Here is a 16,883-nt window from a genome sequence, read left to right on the forward strand (position 1 = left end):
TTGATCGCTCGTTCAGCAAGTGTAATGCATAGGGTTACATCGTGAAATGCGCGGGAATGTTAACGGCTGTTACAACCGCGTCAGTTAATTTACGCAGCTGCTCCGGCGTAATGCTGTACGGCGGCATCAGGTAGATAAGCTTGCCGAAGGGCCGTACCCAAACGCCCTGGTTCACGAAGAAGCGCTGCAGCGCCGCCATATTCACCGGATGGGTGGTTTCAATCACGCCGATGGCACCCAGCACGCGCACGTCTGCCACAAAATTCGCGCCCGTGGCGGCGCTCAGTTCATCTTTCAGCTGCGCCTCAATCGCCGCAACCTGCGTCTGCCACTCGCCGCTCTCCAGAATGGCAAGGCTTTCGCTTGCGACGGCGCAGGCCAGCGGGTTGCCCATAAACGTCGGGCCGTGCATAAAGCAGCCCGCCTCGCCGTCGCTGATGGTGTCGGCCACCTGGCGGGTCGTGAGCGTGGCGGAGAGCGTCATGGTGCCGCCGGTCAGCGCTTTACCCAGACACAGAATATCCGGCGCAATGCCCGCATGCTCGCAGGCAAACAGCCTGCCGGTGCGGCCAAAGCCGGTGGCGATCTCATCGGCAATCAGCAGAATGCCCTCGCGGTCGCACATCTTGCGAATACGCCTCAGCCATTCCGGGTGGTACATCCGCATTCCGCCTGCGCCCTGCACAATCGGCTCCAGGATCACGGCGGCGATTTCTTGGCGATGCGCCGCCATCAGCCGCGCGAAACCGACCATGTCCATCTCGTTCCACTCGCCGTCGAAACGGCTCTGCGGGGCCGGGGCGAACAGGTTTTCCGGCAGATAGCCCTTCCACAGGCTGTGCATGGAGTTGTCCGGATCGCACACCGACATCGCCCCGAAGGTATCCCCGTGATAGCCGTTGCGGAAGGTGAGGAACCGCTGGCGCGTTTCGCCCTTCGCGTGCCAGTACTGCAGCGCCATTTTCATCGCCACTTCCACCGCCACGGAGCCGGAATCGGCCAGGAACACGCACTCCAGCGATTCAGGCGTCATCGCCACCAGGCGACGGCATAAATCCACCGCGGGCTGATGGGTGATCCCGCCAAACATCACGTGCGACATCTGGTCAATCTGGGCCTTCATCGTCGCATTCAGGCGCGGGTGGTTGTACCCGTGAATGGCCGCCCACCATGAAGACATCCCGTCAACGAGCCGCTCGCCGCTGGCGAGGTGCAGCTCGCAGCCGTGGGCCGAGGCCACCGGATAAACGGGAAGAGGGCGGGTAGTGGAGGTGTAAGGGTGCCAGATATGCTGCTTGTCGAAGGCGAGATCGTCCTGGGTCATAATCGACTTGTAAACCATTTTGAAAAGTTTTAGGTTTACGAGTATAAACCGAACCCAAAATTAACAAAACCCTTTGGAGAAGCCCGATGGCTCACCACGCACGCTGGACGATGTCGCAAGTCACTGAATTATTCAACAAACCTTTCCTTGAGCTGATGTTCGAAGCCCAACAGGTGCATCGTCAGCACTTCGATCCGCGCCATGTTCAGGTCAGCACGCTGCTGTCGATCAAAACCGGTGCCTGTCCTGAAGACTGCAAATATTGCCCGCAGAGCGCGCGCTACAAAACCGGCCTGGAATCCGAACGGCTGATGGAGGTGGAGCAGGTGCTCGACTCGGCGCGCAAGGCGAAAAACGCCGGTTCAACCCGCTTCTGCATGGGCGCGGCGTGGAAGAACCCGCACGATCGCGACATGCCGTATCTGGAGCAGATGGTGAAGGGCGTGAAGGAGATGGGCCTCGAAGCCTGTATGACGCTCGGCACGCTGAACGAGGAGCAGGCGCAGCGCCTCTCCGCCGCAGGGCTGGACTACTACAACCATAACCTCGACACCTCGCCGGAGTTTTACGGCAACATCATCACCACGCGGACCTATCAGGAGCGTCTGGACACGCTGGATAAAGTGCGTGACGCGGGGATCAAGGTCTGCTCCGGCGGTATTGTCGGCTTAGGTGAGACGGTCAAAGACCGCGCGGGCCTGCTGCTGCAGCTGGCAAACCTGCCGACCCCGCCGGAAAGCGTGCCGATCAACATGCTGGTGAAGGTTAAGGGAACGCCGCTGGCGGATAACGACGACGTGGATGCGTTTGATTTTATTCGCACTATCGCCGTGGCGCGCATCATGATGCCGACCTCTTTCGTGCGCCTCTCTGCCGGTCGCGAGCAGATGAACGAGCAGACCCAGGCGATGTGCTTTATGGCCGGAGCCAACTCCATCTTCTACGGCTGCAAGCTGCTGACCACGCCGAACCCGGAAGAGGACAAAGACGTTCAGCTGTTCCGCAAGCTGGGGCTTAACCCGCATCAGACCGAGGTGCTGAAGGGCGATAACGAGCAACAGCAGCAGCTGGAGCAGCAGATTTTCAACGCCGACACTGACCAGTTCTACAACGCGGCAGCCGTATGACCTGGCAGGCACGCATCAATACCGCGCTGGACGAACGCCGGGCGGCAGAGGCGTTTCGCGTTCGCAGGGTGGTGGAAAACGGCGCGGGCCGTTTTCTTACCCGCGAGGGGCGGCAGTTTTGTAATTTCTCCAGCAACGATTATCTCGGGCTGAGCCAGCATCCGGCCATCATCCGCGCCTGGCAGCAGGGTGCGGAGCGGTTTGGCGTGGGCAGCGGCGGCTCGGGACACGTCAGCGGCTACACCACGGCGCATCAGGCGCTGGAAGAGGCGCTTGCCGACTGGCTCGGCTACCCGCGCGCGCTGCTGTTCATCTCCGGCTTTGCCGCCAACCAGGCGGTCATTACCGCCCTGATGGGAAAAGAGGACCGTATTGTCGCCGACCGCCTGAGCCACGCCTCGCTGCTGGAGGCGGCAAGTTTAAGCCCGGCGCAGCTGCGCCGCTTTGCCCATAACGATGCGGAGCAGCTCGCCGCGCTGCTGGATAAACCCTGCGACGGACAACAGCTGGCGGTTACGGAAGGGGTGTTCAGCATGGACGGCGACAGCGCGCCGCTTGCCGCGCTGCACGAGGCAGCAAAGCGGCAAAACGCCTGGCTGCTGGTCGACGATGCCCACGGCATTGGCGTAATGGGCGACGAAGGTCGCGGCAGCACATACCAGCAAAACGTGAAGCCCGAGCTGCTGATCGTCACCTTCGGCAAAGGCTTTGGCGCCAGCGGCGCCGCCGTGCTGTGCAGCGAGTCCGTCGCTGACTATCTGCTGCAGTTTGCCCGACACCTGATCTACAGCACCAGCATGCCCCCGGCGCAGGCCGTGGCTCTGTCTGCGTCGCTGGCGGTGATCCGCAGCGCAGAAGGGGATGAACGTCGTCAGCGGCTGGCAGAGCATATCTCCCGCTTCCGCAAGGGGTTAGCGGCGCTGCCCTTCCACAGTCCCGATTCGCAAAGCGCCATCCAGCCGGTGATTGTCGGCGAAAACGGCCGCGCGCTGGCGCTGGCACAGGCGCTGCGCGAGCGCGGCATGTGGGTGACCGCCATTCGCCCGCCAACGGTCCCGCCGGGTACCGCGCGGCTGCGTTTAACCCTGACGGCGGCGCATGACGCTCGGGATATCCAGACGCTGCTGGAGGCGCTCCATGACGCCGGTGAATAAGCAGGCCGTCGCGGCGGCATTTGGTCGGGCCGCGCAGAGCTATTCTCAGCACGATGAACTGCAGCGTCAGAGCGCGGAGGGGCTTCTGGCCGCGCTTGGCGACAACCGCTTTCCGCAGGTGCTGGACGCGGGCTGTGGTCCCGGCAGCAACAGCCGCTACTGGCGCGGGGCGGGAAGCCAGGTCACGGCTATCGACCTCTCGGACCAGATGCTCGACGAGGCGCGACAGCGGCAGGCAGCGGACCATTATCTGCTGGCGGATATCGAGGCGATCCCGCTGGCGGATGCGCAGTTCGATCTGGTCTGGAGTCATCTGGCGGTCCAGTGGTGCAGCAGCCTGCCGCAGGCCTTGCGCGAGCTTTATCGCGTGGCGCGACCGGGCGGGAAGGTGGCCTTTACCACCCTGCTGGAAAGCTCGCTGAAGGAGCTGAATCAGGCGTGGAAAGCGGTGGATGAGCAGCCTCACGCTAACCGCTTTTTATCGCATGAGCAGGTGATGCAGGCGCTGGCAGGCTGGCGTTACCGCAGCACGGTGCAGACCATCACCCTCAATTTTGGCGATGCGTTCAGCGCTATGCGTTCGCTGAAGGGCATCGGCGCCACGCACCTGCACGCCGGACGGGAGAAAAAACCGCTGACCCGGGGCCAGCTGCAGCGTCTGGAGCTGGCCTGGCCGCAGCAGCGGGGACATTTCCCGCTCTCTTATCAACTTTTTCATGGGATTATCGAACGTGACTGAACGTTATTTTGTTACCGGCACGGATACGGAAGTGGGCAAAACGGTGGCCAGCTCGGCGCTGCTGCAGGCGGCACGACTGCTCGGAAAAAACACCGCCGGATATAAGCCCGTTGCTTCCGGCAGCGAGGTGACGGCGGAAGGATTACGCAACACCGACGCGCTGGCGCTCCAGCGTAACAGCACCCTTGAACTCGCCTATTCAGCGGTCAATCCGTACACCTTTGCCGAACCGACCTCGCCGCACATCATCAGCGCTGACGAAGGTCGTCCGATTGATTTCACCGTGCTGTCAGCCGGGTTACGGACGCTGGAAAGCCAGGCCGACTGGGTGCTGGTGGAAGGTGCAGGCGGCTGGTTTACGCCGCTTTCGGACACGCAGACGTTTGCTGACTGGGTGCAGGCCGAGCAGCTTCCGGTCATTCTGGTCGTCGGCGTCAGGCTGGGCTGCATCAATCACGCCATGTTGACCGCGCAGGCCGTACAGCAGGCCGGGCTGACGCTGGCTGGCTGGATAGCCAACGACGTGGTTGCGCCGGGTAAACGACATCAGGAGTATCTGGCGACGCTCAGGCGCGTACTGCCCGCCCCGTGCCTGGGGGAAATTCCCTGGCTTGCTGAGGGTGCGGAAAATGCCGACACCGGGCGTTATCTCGATCTCAGCGTCTTGCTTCCCGCGACATCCAGTGCGCGATAAGCTCGTCATCCAGTTCGTTAACGTGGCCCTGCGCCACGTTACGCCCGCGATAGAGCATGCAGAAACGGTCCGCAACCCGGCGGATAAACGACAGCTGCTGCTCCGCTAGCAGCACCGTCATACCTAACTCCCGGTTTAAGCGCACCAGCAGCTGCCCCAGCTTCTGGGCGAAGCTGTGTCCTGCGCCGTGCAGGGGCTCATCGAGGATCAGCAGGTTCGGGCGGTTCACCAGCGCGTTAGCCAGCGCCAGCTGATACTGATCGTCCGGAGAGAGCGTATTGGCGCGGGCCTGCCGCAATGCGTAGAGCGCCGGAAACAGGTCGTAAACGTCACTTTTCGCCTCCGGGTTGGGTTTCCCCATCGCCCGCATGGCGATATGCAGATTCTCCTCAATCGTTAGCTGGGAGAAGATCCGCCTGTCCTGCGGGACATAGCCTATCCCCGGTCCTGAACGCTGTTCTGGCGGCAGGTTAAGCAAATCGCGCGGCGGCGCGCCCGCCTCGTGCCAGATGATGCTGCCGCTTTCAACGGGCACTCTCCCGGCGATGCAATTCATGAGGGTGGTTTTCCCCATCCCCGGCAGGCCAACGACGCCTGTACACATCCCTTGCGGAAAATCCAAATTCACGTTCCATAGCGTATGTTGGCTTCCGTAAAACTGATTCACAGCACGCAGACTCAACATCTTTTTCTCCTTAAAAATGTGTGTAGGTGAGGCTCATGTTTGAATCTGCAAAACCCCTGCCAGAAACCGAAAAGTGTTCAAAAAAACGGCTTTTTTAGGAATGAATCACCAGAAAGCGGTTTTATAAAAAACCGGATTGCACAGCGACGGTGCTGGAAGTGGTGAGTTGTGGTGCAGAACCCAAAATGATGAAAATGTGAGCAAGATCCCATCGGCTGGTTATGAATGACGCAACTGTTAATCATCAAAAAATAGCTATAAAAATTTTTTACTGCCGTCTCGTGGGAAAAACCGGGAATTTGCCGAGCGCCAGTCTGTATGGGCTGGAAGCAGTTATCCACTATTCCTGTGGATAACCATGTGCATTAGAGTTAGAAAACACGCGATAAGCGAGAGAAGACGCGGCTTACGCCCAAATTGGCGCGAAACGCGGCTTTAGAAAATATCGTTTATTATTTAATTGCTTAGATAAAAGCAATTCCCGTCATGAAAGTGTCACTCGTTGCCACAAAACTATCATTACCTGGCTTGACAAATGTTAAAAAAGAAAAAGTTCTGGGGATAACCTGACCTGACTGGTGTTTTATATTGTCACAGTCCAAATTTTGGCTGTTATCCCACTTATCATTCAGGCGCTATGCTAAATATCCTGACATGCCACTGGTTTTTCATCCAGTGTTTTTTACTGGCATTCCTGGCAACAACGAGTAAAATTACTCACCTGCCGCTTATAACGTCATCAGGTCGTCGCCCATGAGTAAACCGTTCAAATTGAATTCTGCTTTCCGTCCATCTGGCGATCAGCCTGAGGCGATCCGTCGTCTGGAAGAGGGGCTGGAAGACGGGCTGGCGCACCAGACGCTGCTGGGGGTAACCGGCTCGGGTAAAACGTTCACTATCGCCAACGTGATTGCGGATCTCCAGCGTCCAACGATGGTGTTGGCACCCAACAAAACCCTGGCCGCACAGCTTTACGGCGAGATGAAAGAGTTCTTCCCGGAAAACGCGGTGGAGTATTTCGTCTCCTACTACGATTACTACCAGCCTGAAGCCTACGTACCGAGCTCTGACACCTTCATCGAGAAGGATGCCTCGGTGAACGAACACATCGAGCAGATGCGTCTGTCGGCCACGAAGGCGCTTCTGGAGCGTCGCGATGTGGTCGTCGTCGCGTCGGTGTCCGCGATCTACGGTCTGGGCGATCCGGATCTCTATCTCAAGATGATGCTGCACCTGACGCAGGGGATGATTATCGACCAGCGCGCCATCGTCCGTCGTCTGGCAGAGCTGCAGTACGCCCGTAACGATCAGGCGTTCCAGCGCGGCACCTTCCGCGTACGCGGAGAGGTGATCGACATCTTCCCGGCGGAATCGGACGATATGGCGCTGCGCGTCGAGCTGTTTGACGAAGAGGTTGAACGCCTGTCGCTCTTCGACCCGCTGACCGGACACGTTGAGTCAGTGATCCAGCGCTTTACCATCTACCCGAAAACGCACTACGTGACGCCGCGCGAGCGTATCGTGCAGGCGATGGAAGAGATTAAAGTGGAGCTGGCCGAGCGCCGTAAGGTGCTGCTGGCGAACAATAAGCTGCTGGAAGAGCAGCGCCTCAGCCAGCGCACCCAGTTCGACCTTGAGATGATGAACGAGCTCGGCTACTGCTCCGGCATTGAAAACTATTCGCGCTTCCTCTCCGGGCGCGGGCCGGGCGAGCCGCCGCCGACGCTGTTTGATTACCTGCCGGCAGACGGTTTGCTGGTGATCGACGAATCCCACGTCACGATCCCGCAGATCGGCGGGATGTACCGCGGTGACCGGGCGCGTAAAGAGACGCTGGTGGAGTACGGCTTCCGCCTGCCGTCGGCGCTGGATAACCGTCCGATGAAGTTTGAAGAGTTTGAGGCATTAGCGCCGCAAACCATTTACGTCTCGGCCACGCCGGGCAACTACGAGCTGGAGAAATCCGGTGAAGACGTTGTCGATCAGGTTGTGCGTCCGACCGGGTTGCTGGACCCGATTATCGAGGTGCGTCCGGTGGCCACGCAGGTGGACGACCTGCTCTCGGAAATCCGCGCCCGTTCCGCCATCAACGAGCGCGTGCTGGTCACCACGCTCACCAAGCGTATGGCGGAAGACCTCACTGAATATCTCGAAGAGCACGGCGAGAAGGTGCGCTATCTGCACTCGGATATCGACACCGTGGAGCGCATGGAGATTATCCGCGATCTGCGTCTGGGCGAGTTTGACGTGCTGGTGGGGATCAACCTGCTGCGAGAAGGTCTGGACATGCCGGAAGTCTCGCTGGTGGCAATTCTGGATGCGGACAAAGAGGGCTTCCTGCGTTCTGAACGCTCCCTGATCCAGACCATCGGCCGTGCGGCGCGTAACGTCAACGGTAAAGCGATTCTGTACGGTGACAAAATCACCCCGTCGATGGCGAAAGCGATTGGCGAAACGGAGCGCCGCCGCGAGAAACAGCAGCGCTACAACGAAGAGCACGGCATTACCCCGCAGGGGCTGAACAAGAAGGTCGTGGATATTCTGGCGCTGGGTCAGAACATTGCCAAAACCAAAGCGAAGGGTCGCGGCAAAGCGCGTTCAGTGGTGGAAGAGGATACCGTCGTGCTGACCCCGAAAGCGCTGCAGCAGAAAATCCACGAGCTGGAAGGGCAGATGATGCAGCACGCGCAGAACCTGGAGTTCGAAGAGGCGGCGCAGATCCGCGACCAGCTTCATCAGCTGCGGGATCTTTTCATCGCGGCATCGTGAGTAAAGCGTTGTTTTCTCCCTCTCCCGGTGGGAGAGGGATCCCCAGTAATTTTTGAACAGAAGCAATAATGTTGTTTCAGAGCGATTGAAGGCTATCAGCGATGCTCTGGTCCGGCTGTAAATCGCTGAGGCGTTTCCTGCAGGCCGGGGCGAGGCGCAGGGATGCGCCGAGAAGGGACGTTACCTCCGCCCGTACCCGATAAGCCGGAAGGAATAAGCCGATGACAAAATTGCCGGGAGCAATTTTGGACAGCGCTTGCGCTGGCCCCGAAGGGGTGAGCCCCAGGGATGGGGCGAACAATCCGCGCAGCGGCGATTTACCGCCGGGAGCCCGGGTCGCCAGGGTGGTGGCGATTGAGCCACCCTGGCACGTTCACCGGTCATGTCGTTACAGAGTAGCAAGGAACATAAAGTGAACGGAATGACCACCAGAGTCGTATGTTCCCCCCTCACCCCAGCCCTCTCCCTCAAGGGAGAGGGGGTCGTCCGTGCGGGCATTATTATGAGGGCATCAGGCCGCACAAAACGAACCTAGCCCAGCGCCTGAATCGCCTTCTCCAGCGCCTCGCGCAGCAGGTGACGGTCATGGCGATATTTAATATCACTCGCTTCTAGCGGCTCCTGCACCACCAGACGATTGCCAATCCCTGACACATCCACTTTTGGGCCCACGACTACGCCGTCAATGATTTTCTTGCCGACGTAATGCTCCATTAATTCCAGTTTGTCCGCCAGCGACAGGCTCGCCGCCGCCGGGCTCAGCTCACGTCCCAGGTTACCGATGTAAACCATCGGGGCAGGAGTGCGGCGCAGCGCCTGCGCCAGCTCTTTTACCAGCAGAATGGGCATCAGGCTGGTGTAAAAACTGCCTGGGCCGATCAGGATAAGATCCGCTTCCCCGATGGCCTCCACCGCTTCTCGCGTGGCGGGCACGCTCGGATAGGTCATTAACTCCGTTGGCGGCAGGATGAGCTGGTCGATATTCACCTCGCCGTAAACTTCATGCCCTTCGGCGTCGATGGCCATCAAGTCTACCGGTTGTTCTGACATGGGGATCAGGAATGCGTCCACTTTGAGCAGATTACGGATTAAGTTGATGGCTTCCAGAGGCCGTACGCTCAGGTGATCGAGCGCCTTTAACATCAAATTTCCGAGGTTATGCCCGGAAAGTTCGCCATTACCGCCAAAACGGTACTCAAACATCGCCGACGCGACGCTCGGCTCGGTAATTAACTGGTTCAGGCAGTTGCGCATATCTCCCCAGGCAATGCCGCCTTCGGCACGTCGAATGCGCCCGGTTGAGCCGCCGTTGTCGGTGGTAGTTACTATCCCTGTCAGCCTTGAGCCGAGTGACGACAAAGAGGACATAACCCGGCCTAAGCCGTGTCCTCCGCCAAGAGCGACCACTCGGTCAAGATCCGCAAAAGTGCGATTGCGCATACGTATTCCTTATCACGTTCGATCGCGTAACAGTAACCTAACTACCCCTAAAAGACGATGCCTCACCCCATGCAAAATGACGTATATCAATGTGAAAATGCGGTTTTTAGGTATTCTGTAGCGAAAATGCAGGAACGATTCGCTATATAGATAATTATATAGCGTGAAGCGATAATGGCGTCGTCAGAATTTCCGCGCTACTATCGCCCTAACCACGTTTTCAAAATTGAAAACATACACTCTAGCCCTTGTGCCTGTGTCGAAAGATATGGCGCTCTGGCCGTGGCGAATTTGCCACCAGGGTACAGAAAGAAATGACTGTGCCTCCCGATCTGGAAAGGTGTACATGGCTTCACAACTTACTGATGCTTTCGCGCGTAAGTTTTATTACTTACGTCTGTCGATTACCGATGTGTGCAATTTCCGTTGCACCTACTGCCTGCCCGATGGCTACAAACCGGGCAGCGTCACTAATAACGGCTTTCTCTCCGTGGATGAAGTGCGCCGCGTCACGCGCGCCTTCTCTGAGCTCGGCACCGAAAAAGTGCGTCTGACCGGCGGCGAACCCTCCCTACGCCGCGATTTCCCCGACATCATTGCCGCCGTGCGTGAAAACGAACGCATCCGCCAGATTGCGGTGACCACCAACGGTTACCGCATGGCGCGTGACGTGGCGAACTGGCGCGATGCGGGGCTGACGGCGATCAACGTCAGCGTCGATAGCCTGGATGCCCGTCAGTTCCACGCCATTACCGGCCAGGATAAATTTCAGCAGGTCATGGACGGCATCGACGCGGCATTTGCGGCCGGGTTCGAGAAGGTCAAAGTCAACACAGTGCTGATGCGTGATGTGAACCATCACCAGCTCGATACCTTCCTGGCGTGGATCAAATCCCGCCCTATACAGCTGCGTTTTATTGAGCTGATGGAAACCGGCGAGGGCAGCGAGCTGTTTCGTCGCCATCACATCTCCGGCATGGTGCTGCGCGACGAGCTGCTGAAACACGGCTGGATCCATCAAATCCGCCAGCGCAGCGACGGCCCGGCGCAGGTCTTCTGCCACCCGGATTACGAAGGTGAGATTGGGCTTATCATGCCCTATGAGAAAGACTTCTGCGCCAGCTGCAACCGCCTGCGCGTCTCCTCCGTTGGCAAGCTCCATCTTTGCCTGTTCGGCGACGGCGGCGTGGATCTCCGCGATCTGCTGGAAGACGATGCGCAGCAGGCCGCGCTTGAAGCACGCATTTCTGACGCGCTGACGCATAAAAAACAGACCCACTTCCTGCATCAGGGCAATACCGGTATTACTCAGAACCTGTCCTACATCGGCGGGTAATCAGGCTTAAGAAGGAATCAGAAGATGAGTCAGGTAAGCGCAGAATTTATCCCGACACGCATTGCTATCCTTACCGTTTCCGACCGCCGTGGCGAAGAGGATGATACCTCCGGCCACTGGCTGCGCGAGGCGGCCCATGACGCGGGGCATCACATCGTCGATAAAGCGATCGTGAAGGAGAACCGCTACGCCATTCGCGCTCAGGTTTCGCAGTGGATTGCGAGTGATGAGGTGCAAGTGGTGCTGATCGCCGGCGGCACCGGCTTTACCGCAGGCGATCAGGCCCCTGAAGCGCTGATCCCGCTGTTCGACCGCGAGGTGGAAGGCTTCGGCGAAGTGTTCCGCATGCTCTCCTTTGAAGAGATTGGTACCTCCACGCTCCAGTCGCGCGCCGTTGCCGGGGTGGCTAACAAAACCCTGATTTTCGCTATGCCGGGCTCGACCAAAGCCTGCCGTACCGCGTGGGAAAACATCATCGCCCCGCAGCTGGACGCCCGTACCCGTCCGTGTAATTTCCATCCCCATTTAAAGAAATAAGCTATGTCACAACTGACCCATATTAACGCCGCCGGCGAAGCGCATATGGTGGACGTCTCCGCCAAAGCGGAAACGGTGCGCGAGGCGCGCGCCGAAGCGTTCGTCACCATGCTGCCGGAAACCCTGGCGATGATTATCGACGGCAGCCATCACAAGGGCGACGTCTTTGCCACCGCCCGCATCGCCGGTATTCAGGCCGCCAAACGGACCTGGGATCTCATTCCGCTGTGCCATCCGCTGATGCTGAGCAAGGTGGAAGTGAACCTGCAGGCGCAGCCGGAGCATAATCGCGTGCGCATTGAGTCACTCTGCCGCTTAACCGGCAAAACCGGCGTGGAGATGGAGGCGCTGACGGCGGCCTCAGTCGCCGCGCTGACCATCTACGACATGTGCAAAGCGGTGCAGAAAGATATGGTGATTGGCCCGGTTCGCCTGCTGGCAAAAAGCGGCGGCAAATCCGGTGATTTTAAGGTGGACAGCCATGATTAAGGTGCTCTTTTTTGCGCAGGTGCGTGAGCTGGTGAATACCGACAGCCTGACGCTGGATGCGTCCTTCGAAAACGTCGCGGCCCTGCGCGCGCATCTGGCGGCACAAAGCGACCGCTGGGCGCTGGCGCTGGACGAAGGCAAGCTGCTGGCCGCCGTTAACCAGACGCTGGTGGAATTCACCCATCCGCTGAAGGCAGGAGATGAAGTGGCCTTCTTCCCACCGGTGACAGGGGGCTAAGATGGCTGAAACCCGAATTCTGGTGAGTCCCGAGCGTTTTAACGTGGGGACCGAATACAGCTGGCTGGCGGAACGTGATGAAGACGGCGCGGTCGTCACTTTCACCGGCAAGGTGCGCAACCACAACCTCGGTGACAGCGTGAAGGCGCTGACGCTGGAGCACTATCCGGGGATGACCGAGAAATCGCTGGCGGAGATTGTCGACGAGGCGCGAGGCCGCTGGCCGCTTGGCCGCGTCACGGTTATTCACCGCATCGGCGAGATGTGGCCTGGCGAGGAGATTGTCTTCGTCGGGGTGACCAGCGCGCACCGCAGCAGCGCGTTTGCGGCAGGGGAGTTCATTATGGATTACCTCAAAACAAAAGCGCCGTTCTGGAAGCGCGAAGCCACGCCGGAAGGTGACCGCTGGGTAGAATCGCGCGACAGCGATAAACAAGCCGCCAGCCGTTGGTAGTCGGTTTACGTGGATGTGTTAATCTTAACGTGTGTGTCTACTTAATCTTAATCAGGAGTGAATCATGGACCGATTTCCGCGTTCCGATTCAATAGTACAGCAGACCCGTAGCGGCCTGCAGACGTATATGGCTCAGGTGTACGGCTGGATGACGGTTGGCCTGCTGCTTACCGCGTTTATCGCGTGGTATGCGGCAGGTTCAGAGGCAATCACTGAATTGCTCTATACTAATCGCTACTTTTTCTTTGGCTTGATTATTGCCCAACTTGCAGTTGTGTTCGTTTTATCTGGGTTGATTCATAAGCTCAGCGCGGGACTTTCAACCACGCTTTTTATGCTCTATTCGGCATTAACTGGCCTGACGCTCTCCAGCATTTTTATCGTCTACACTGGTTCATCTATCGCTAGTACGTTTGTTATAACCGGCGGGATGTTCGGTGCGATGAGCCTGTACGGTTACACCACGAAGCGCGATCTGAGCGGTTTCGGCAGCATGCTGTTTATGGGGCTGATTGGGATTGTGCTGGCGTCGCTGGTAAACCTGTGGCTGAAGAGCGACGCGCTGATGTGGGCCGTGACCTACATCGGGGTGGTGATCTTCGTTGGGTTGACGGCGTATGACACCCAGAAGCTGAAAAACATCGGCGAGCAGATCGACGTACGCGACAGTTCGAACCTGCGCAAATACGCGATTCTGGGCGCGCTGACGCTGTATCTGGACTTCATCAACCTGTTCCTGATGCTGCTGCGAATTTTCGGCAACCGTCGCTAAGGTTGTTTTGCCGGGTGGCGGTGCGGTCTGGTGCCCTCACCCTGACCCTCTCCCACGGGAGAGGGAACAAACACTAAAAACGGCAACATCGTTGCCGTTTTGCTTTTATTTCGCTAACGCCTTCTCGTTCTTCGCTCTCAGCTTTTTCGCCCGACTCTCCAGCACCAGATAACACACCGTTGCCAGCGCCAGCGGCAGGAAGTAATACAGCATGCGGTACGCCAGCAGTGCGGCGATAATCGTTCCCTGAGAGATATGCTCCCCGGCCAGCAACGCGATAAACACAGCCTCCAGCACGCCGATCCCCGCCGGAATATGCACAATCACGCCCGCAATACTGCTCACCAGCAGCACGCCCAGCACGAAGAAGTAGTTCACATCCTCGCCAATCAGCAGCCAGATAATCGCCCCCATCGCCATCCAGTTGGCGCTGGAGACGGCCATCTGCAGCACCGCAAACTTCCACGAGGGCAGTACCAGCTTTTGCCCCTTAATGGTCATATGGCGGCGTCTGGCAAACGCGCAGGCCCACAGATAAACGGCGATAATCAGCAGCAGTACGATGCCCAGAATGCGCAGCGTGGCCTCATCGATATACCAGTGCGCGGGCAGCTGCACCACGCCGATGGTGAAGATCACCCCGCCGAGCAAAATATAGCCCAGCCAGTTGGTGGTGATGCTTAACGAGAAAATGCGCGTGATGGTCCCGCCCGGCAGGCCGAGCCGCGAGTAGAGGCGATAGCGCATGCCAATGCCGCCGACCCAGGTGCTCAGCGTCAGGTTGAAGGCGTAGCAGATAAACGACACCAGCATAACCTGACGTTTGGCCAGCTTGTGGCCGCAGTAGGCACGGCCCAGCAGGTCATAACAGCCGTACATCAGGTAGCTGACAATAACCAGCCCCACAGCGCCCAGCAGCACCATCCGGTTATAGTTGCGGATGACTTTCCACACCTCTTCCCAGTCAACTTTCTGCGCGTAGACCACCAGCAGAACCGCGACCGCAATAAAAAATAGCCAGGTCAGGATCTTTTTTGCCAGCCGCCAGCGTGGATGCGATTTCGACATCAGGGTTTGCCTCCGTCTTCCGCTTCAATACGGTCCTGGGTTTCCATTTCGGGTTGTACCGGCGGGTCCACCTGCGCAAGCTTAGGCGTATGCGCCGGCAGCCAGCCGACCATGGCCGGGAAATGACGCAGAAAGTGGAACACCACCACGCTGATGCCCAAGTTCCACCAGGTGCGTTTGGGGACCATGGACTCGTCCACGCGCACGCAGTCGTTAACGATCAGCGCCTGCAGGTTATCCCGCAGGGTCTGGTTAAACTGGCGATCGTGAATGATCAGGTTAGCTTCGAGATTGAGCGATAAGCTCAGCGGATCGAGGTTACTGGAGCCCACGGTGGCCCAGTGATCGTCCATCAGCGCCACTTTGCCGTGCAGCGGTCGGCGACGATATTCGTAGATCTGTACGCCACCCTTCACCAGGTAGTTATACAGCAGGCGTGCGCCCACTTTGACTATCGGCATATCCGGCTCGCCCTGCACAATCAGCTTCACGCGAACCCCGCGCCGGGCCGCATTGCGCATGGCGTGCAGCAGACGATAGCCGGGGAAAAAGTAGGCGTTAGCAATAATCACTTCGCGCTTCGCGTTGGCGAGCATCTTGAGATAATGACGTTCAATGTCGTCCCGGTGCTCGCCGTTATCCCGCCAGACGAAAAGGGCCTGCGCTTCGCCGGGCTTCCGGTTCTCTTCCGGGCGATGGCGGCGTCTCCACCAGCGGCGAACGGCCTCTTTACCCGGCAGGTTCTCCAGCTCAAACAGTAAGATGTCCTGAACCACGGGGCCTTCAATGCGAATAGCGTAGTCCTGCTTCGCCTCCGGGCCGTAGTCGGACATATGCTCAGCGGAGTAGTTAATGCCGCCGACAAACGCCACCGTCTCGTCCACCACCACTATTTTGCGATGCATCCGGCGGAAAAGATTGGTGCGCATGCCGAACAGGCGAGGGCCGGGATCGTAGTAGCGGAACACCACGCCTGCGGAGGTCAACTCATTCACAAACGTATCGCTGAGATCCGGCGAGCCATAGCCATCAAGCAATACTTCAATTTTGACGCCGCGCCGGGCGGCGCGCAGCAGCACGCCATGCAGCTGTTTGCCGACGTCGTCTTCGAACCAGATAAAGGTTTCGAGGATCACCTTCTGCTGTGCATGGTCAATCGCTTTAAACACGGCCGGATAATACTCGTCCCCGTTGACCAGCAGCGTGATTCGGTTGCCTTCCTGCCAGGAACATTTCATAGGTGGATCTCCGCGCTGAGCGGGGCATGGTCGGAAAGATGTCGCCAGTTAAGGAGCGCCAGGGCGGTCGGGCTGCTGGCGTGGGCATTTTTCACGTAGATGCGGTCAAGCCGAAGCAGCGGGAAACGGACCGGGAAGGTGCGCGCAGGCCTGCCGTTGGCGCGAGTAAAAATCTCTTCCAGCCCGGCATCTACTTTCAACGGATGGTTTGCCCTCTGTCTCCAGTCGTTGAAATCGCCCGCTACCACCACAGGTTCGCCTTCGGGAAGGGCGTTGGCCCATTCGGCCAGCATTTTCAGCTGCGCCTGACGATGGGCTTCGCGAAGGCCCAGGTGAACACAGCCGACATGGACAGGTCGCTCGAGGTCTGGCGGCGTAATGCGGCAGTAAAGCAGGCCGCGTTTTTCGCTTTCCCCGACGGAAACGTCGCGGTTTTCGTAATGTTCAATGGGGTAGCGGGACAGCACCGCGTTTCCGTGATGCCCTTCCGGATAGACCGCGTTGCGGCCATAGGCGTAGTCACTCCACATGGTGTCGGCCAGAAATTCATAGTGCGGCGTGTCGGGCCAGTTCTCAAAGTGGAGCGGATGCACTTCGTGTGCGCCCATCACCTCCTGCAGGCAGACAATATCCGCGCTGACGGTGCGTACCGCGTCGCGCAGCTCCGGTAAAATGAAGCGGCGGTTAAATGCTGTGAAGCCCTTATGAATGTTTATCGTCAGCACCTTAAGCGAGAAATGCTGCATTTTTTGAGTCATAAGCTCCTTCCTGAGTGACTATCCCAATGAAAATAAAGTGTAGTCGTCGTCACAAAAAGAT

Annotated in this window: 17 protein-coding genes and 1 riboswitch; of the genes, 11 read left to right on the plus strand and 6 right to left on the minus strand. The window is 58.5% G+C overall.

Features of this window, described 5'->3' with window-relative positions; translation table 11 throughout:
- Positions 1–34: 34 nt before the first annotated feature.
- Positions 35–1,342: an adenosylmethionine--8-amino-7-oxononanoate transaminase gene (bioA, locus tag LBF07_RS17830; protein WP_094934366.1), complete on the minus strand. Its 1,308-nt coding sequence runs from the start codon at positions 1,340–1,342 to the stop codon at positions 35–37.
- A 68-nt stretch (positions 1,343–1,410) separates the two neighbouring features.
- On the opposite strand from bioA, the gene bioB reads away from it, so the two are divergent.
- The 4 genes from bioB to bioD are packed head-to-tail and all read left to right on the plus strand — an operon-like array spanning position 1,411 to position 5,038.
- The gene (gene bioB / locus LBF07_RS17835) at positions 1,411–2,451 is read left to right on the plus strand and encodes a biotin synthase BioB (RefSeq protein ID WP_023310845.1); all 1,041 of its coding nucleotides are present in this window, start codon (positions 1,411–1,413) and stop codon (positions 2,449–2,451) included.
- The gene (bioF, locus tag LBF07_RS17840; protein ID WP_094934365.1) at positions 2,448–3,605 is read left to right on the plus strand and encodes an 8-amino-7-oxononanoate synthase; all 1,158 of its coding nucleotides are present in this window, start codon (positions 2,448–2,450) and stop codon (positions 3,603–3,605) included. The genes bioB and bioF overlap by 4 nt, the downstream gene beginning before the upstream one ends.
- A complete protein-coding gene (gene bioC, locus LBF07_RS17845; RefSeq protein ID WP_206461976.1) occupies positions 3,589–4,344 on the plus strand; it encodes a malonyl-ACP O-methyltransferase BioC in 756 nt (251 codons plus the stop codon). The genes bioF and bioC overlap by 17 nt, the downstream gene beginning before the upstream one ends.
- Entirely contained in the window at positions 4,337–5,038 is a 702-nt protein-coding gene (bioD, locus tag LBF07_RS17850; protein WP_167818311.1) for a dethiobiotin synthase, read from the plus strand. Before bioC ends, bioD begins: the two co-directional genes overlap by 8 nt.
- On the opposite strand, the gene LBF07_RS17855 is transcribed toward bioD, so the two are convergent.
- Positions 5,001–5,723 carry an ABC transporter ATP-binding protein gene (locus LBF07_RS17855; protein ID WP_094934362.1) on the minus strand — a complete coding sequence of 241 codons (723 nt, stop codon included), beginning with the start codon at positions 5,721–5,723 and terminating at the stop codon, positions 5,001–5,003. The genes bioD and LBF07_RS17855 overlap by 38 nt on opposite strands.
- 753 nt (positions 5,724–6,476) lie before the next feature.
- Between LBF07_RS17855 and uvrB the strand changes: the two genes are divergently transcribed.
- A complete protein-coding gene (uvrB, locus tag LBF07_RS17860) occupies positions 6,477–8,492 on the plus strand; it encodes an excinuclease ABC subunit UvrB (protein ID WP_029742168.1) in 2,016 nt (671 codons plus the stop codon).
- A 531-nt stretch (positions 8,493–9,023) separates the two neighbouring features.
- On the opposite strand, the gene yvcK is transcribed toward uvrB, so the two are convergent.
- Positions 9,024–9,932: a uridine diphosphate-N-acetylglucosamine-binding protein YvcK gene (gene yvcK / locus LBF07_RS17865; RefSeq protein WP_039261383.1), complete on the minus strand. Its 909-nt coding sequence runs from the start codon at positions 9,930–9,932 to the stop codon at positions 9,024–9,026.
- A gap of 225 nt (positions 9,933–10,157) precedes the next feature.
- Positions 10,158–10,291: riboswitch (molybdenum cofactor riboswitch) on the plus strand.
- On the opposite strand from yvcK, the gene moaA reads away from it, so the two are divergent.
- The 6 genes from moaA (at position 10,279) to LBF07_RS17895 (ending at position 13,758) form a co-directional block, all read left to right on the plus strand.
- The gene (gene moaA / locus LBF07_RS17870) at positions 10,279–11,268 is read left to right on the plus strand and encodes a GTP 3',8-cyclase MoaA (RefSeq protein WP_094934361.1); all 990 of its coding nucleotides are present in this window, start codon (positions 10,279–10,281) and stop codon (positions 11,266–11,268) included. Its footprint overlaps the riboswitch before it by 13 nt.
- Before the next feature lie 24 nt (positions 11,269–11,292).
- Entirely contained in the window at positions 11,293–11,805 is a 513-nt protein-coding gene (gene moaB / locus LBF07_RS17875) for a molybdenum cofactor biosynthesis protein B (RefSeq protein ID WP_094934360.1), read from the plus strand.
- Between the two features lie 3 nt (positions 11,806–11,808).
- Positions 11,809–12,294 (plus strand): cyclic pyranopterin monophosphate synthase MoaC, encoded by a 486-nt coding sequence (moaC, locus tag LBF07_RS17880; protein ID WP_008501142.1) that lies wholly within the window; start codon positions 11,809–11,811, stop codon positions 12,292–12,294.
- Positions 12,287–12,532 carry a molybdopterin synthase sulfur carrier subunit gene (moaD, locus tag LBF07_RS17885; RefSeq protein ID WP_025757247.1) on the plus strand — a complete coding sequence of 82 codons (246 nt, stop codon included), beginning with the start codon at positions 12,287–12,289 and terminating at the stop codon, positions 12,530–12,532. Before moaC ends, moaD begins: the two co-directional genes overlap by 8 nt.
- 1 nt (position 12,533) lies before the next feature.
- On the plus strand, positions 12,534–12,986 hold the full coding sequence (gene moaE / locus LBF07_RS17890) for a molybdopterin synthase catalytic subunit MoaE (RefSeq protein ID WP_029742165.1): 453 nt from the start codon (positions 12,534–12,536) through the stop codon (positions 12,984–12,986).
- Positions 12,987–13,050: 64 nt separating this feature from the next.
- Positions 13,051–13,758, plus strand: a complete 708-nt coding sequence (locus tag LBF07_RS17895; protein WP_094934359.1) for a Bax inhibitor-1/YccA family protein — start codon at positions 13,051–13,053, stop codon at positions 13,756–13,758.
- A gap of 105 nt (positions 13,759–13,863) precedes the next feature.
- On the opposite strand, the gene LBF07_RS17900 is transcribed toward LBF07_RS17895, so the two are convergent.
- From LBF07_RS17900 to LBF07_RS17910, 3 genes are read right to left on the minus strand one after another with little or no spacing between them, the layout of a single operon-like run.
- Positions 13,864–14,826 carry a YbhN family protein gene (locus LBF07_RS17900; RefSeq protein WP_094934358.1) on the minus strand — a complete coding sequence of 321 codons (963 nt, stop codon included), beginning with the start codon at positions 14,824–14,826 and terminating at the stop codon, positions 13,864–13,866.
- A complete protein-coding gene (gene clsB / locus LBF07_RS17905) occupies positions 14,826–16,064 on the minus strand; it encodes a cardiolipin synthase ClsB (protein ID WP_033144984.1) in 1,239 nt (412 codons plus the stop codon). The genes LBF07_RS17900 and clsB overlap by 1 nt, the downstream gene beginning before the upstream one ends.
- Positions 16,061–16,822 carry an endonuclease/exonuclease/phosphatase family protein gene (locus tag LBF07_RS17910; protein WP_023334979.1) on the minus strand — a complete coding sequence of 254 codons (762 nt, stop codon included), beginning with the start codon at positions 16,820–16,822 and terminating at the stop codon, positions 16,061–16,063. Before LBF07_RS17910 ends, clsB begins: the two co-directional genes overlap by 4 nt.
- Positions 16,823–16,883: the final 61 nt, after the last annotated feature.

It is taken from the genome of Enterobacter cloacae complex sp. ECL352 (genome assembly GCF_020149545.1).
In the GTDB taxonomy this organism is placed as follows: domain Bacteria; phylum Pseudomonadota; class Gammaproteobacteria; order Enterobacterales; family Enterobacteriaceae; genus Enterobacter; species Enterobacter asburiae_B.

What these genes read in the sequence shown, in the direction of transcription:
- bioA (WP_094934366.1), bottom strand. Translation starts at nt 1,342, where the DNA reads ATGGTTTACAAGTCGATTATGACCCAGGACGATCTCGCCTTCGACAAG.
- bioB (WP_023310845.1), top strand. Translation starts at nt 1,411, where the DNA reads ATGGCTCACCACGCACGCTGGACGATGTCGCAAGTCACTGAATTATTC.
- bioF (WP_094934365.1), top strand. Translation starts at nt 2,448, where the DNA reads ATGACCTGGCAGGCACGCATCAATACCGCGCTGGACGAACGCCGGGCG.
- bioC (WP_206461976.1), top strand. Translation starts at nt 3,589, where the DNA reads ATGACGCCGGTGAATAAGCAGGCCGTCGCGGCGGCATTTGGTCGGGCC.
- LBF07_RS17855 (WP_094934362.1), bottom strand. Translation starts at nt 5,723, where the DNA reads ATGTTGAGTCTGCGTGCTGTGAATCAGTTTTACGGAAGCCAACATACG.
- uvrB (WP_029742168.1), top strand. Translation starts at nt 6,477, where the DNA reads ATGAGTAAACCGTTCAAATTGAATTCTGCTTTCCGTCCATCTGGCGAT.
- yvcK (WP_039261383.1), bottom strand. Translation starts at nt 9,932, where the DNA reads ATGCGCAATCGCACTTTTGCGGATCTTGACCGAGTGGTCGCTCTTGGC.
- moaA (WP_094934361.1), top strand. Translation starts at nt 10,279, where the DNA reads ATGGCTTCACAACTTACTGATGCTTTCGCGCGTAAGTTTTATTACTTA.
- moaB (WP_094934360.1), top strand. Translation starts at nt 11,293, where the DNA reads ATGAGTCAGGTAAGCGCAGAATTTATCCCGACACGCATTGCTATCCTT.
- moaC (WP_008501142.1), top strand. Translation starts at nt 11,809, where the DNA reads ATGTCACAACTGACCCATATTAACGCCGCCGGCGAAGCGCATATGGTG.
- moaD (WP_025757247.1), top strand. Translation starts at nt 12,287, where the DNA reads ATGATTAAGGTGCTCTTTTTTGCGCAGGTGCGTGAGCTGGTGAATACC.
- moaE (WP_029742165.1), top strand. Translation starts at nt 12,534, where the DNA reads ATGGCTGAAACCCGAATTCTGGTGAGTCCCGAGCGTTTTAACGTGGGG.
- LBF07_RS17895 (WP_094934359.1), top strand. Translation starts at nt 13,051, where the DNA reads ATGGACCGATTTCCGCGTTCCGATTCAATAGTACAGCAGACCCGTAGC.
- LBF07_RS17900 (WP_094934358.1), bottom strand. Translation starts at nt 14,826, where the DNA reads ATGTCGAAATCGCATCCACGCTGGCGGCTGGCAAAAAAGATCCTGACC.
- clsB (WP_033144984.1), bottom strand. Translation starts at nt 16,064, where the DNA reads ATGAAATGTTCCTGGCAGGAAGGCAACCGAATCACGCTGCTGGTCAAC.
- LBF07_RS17910 (WP_023334979.1), bottom strand. Translation starts at nt 16,822, where the DNA reads ATGACTCAAAAAATGCAGCATTTCTCGCTTAAGGTGCTGACGATAAAC.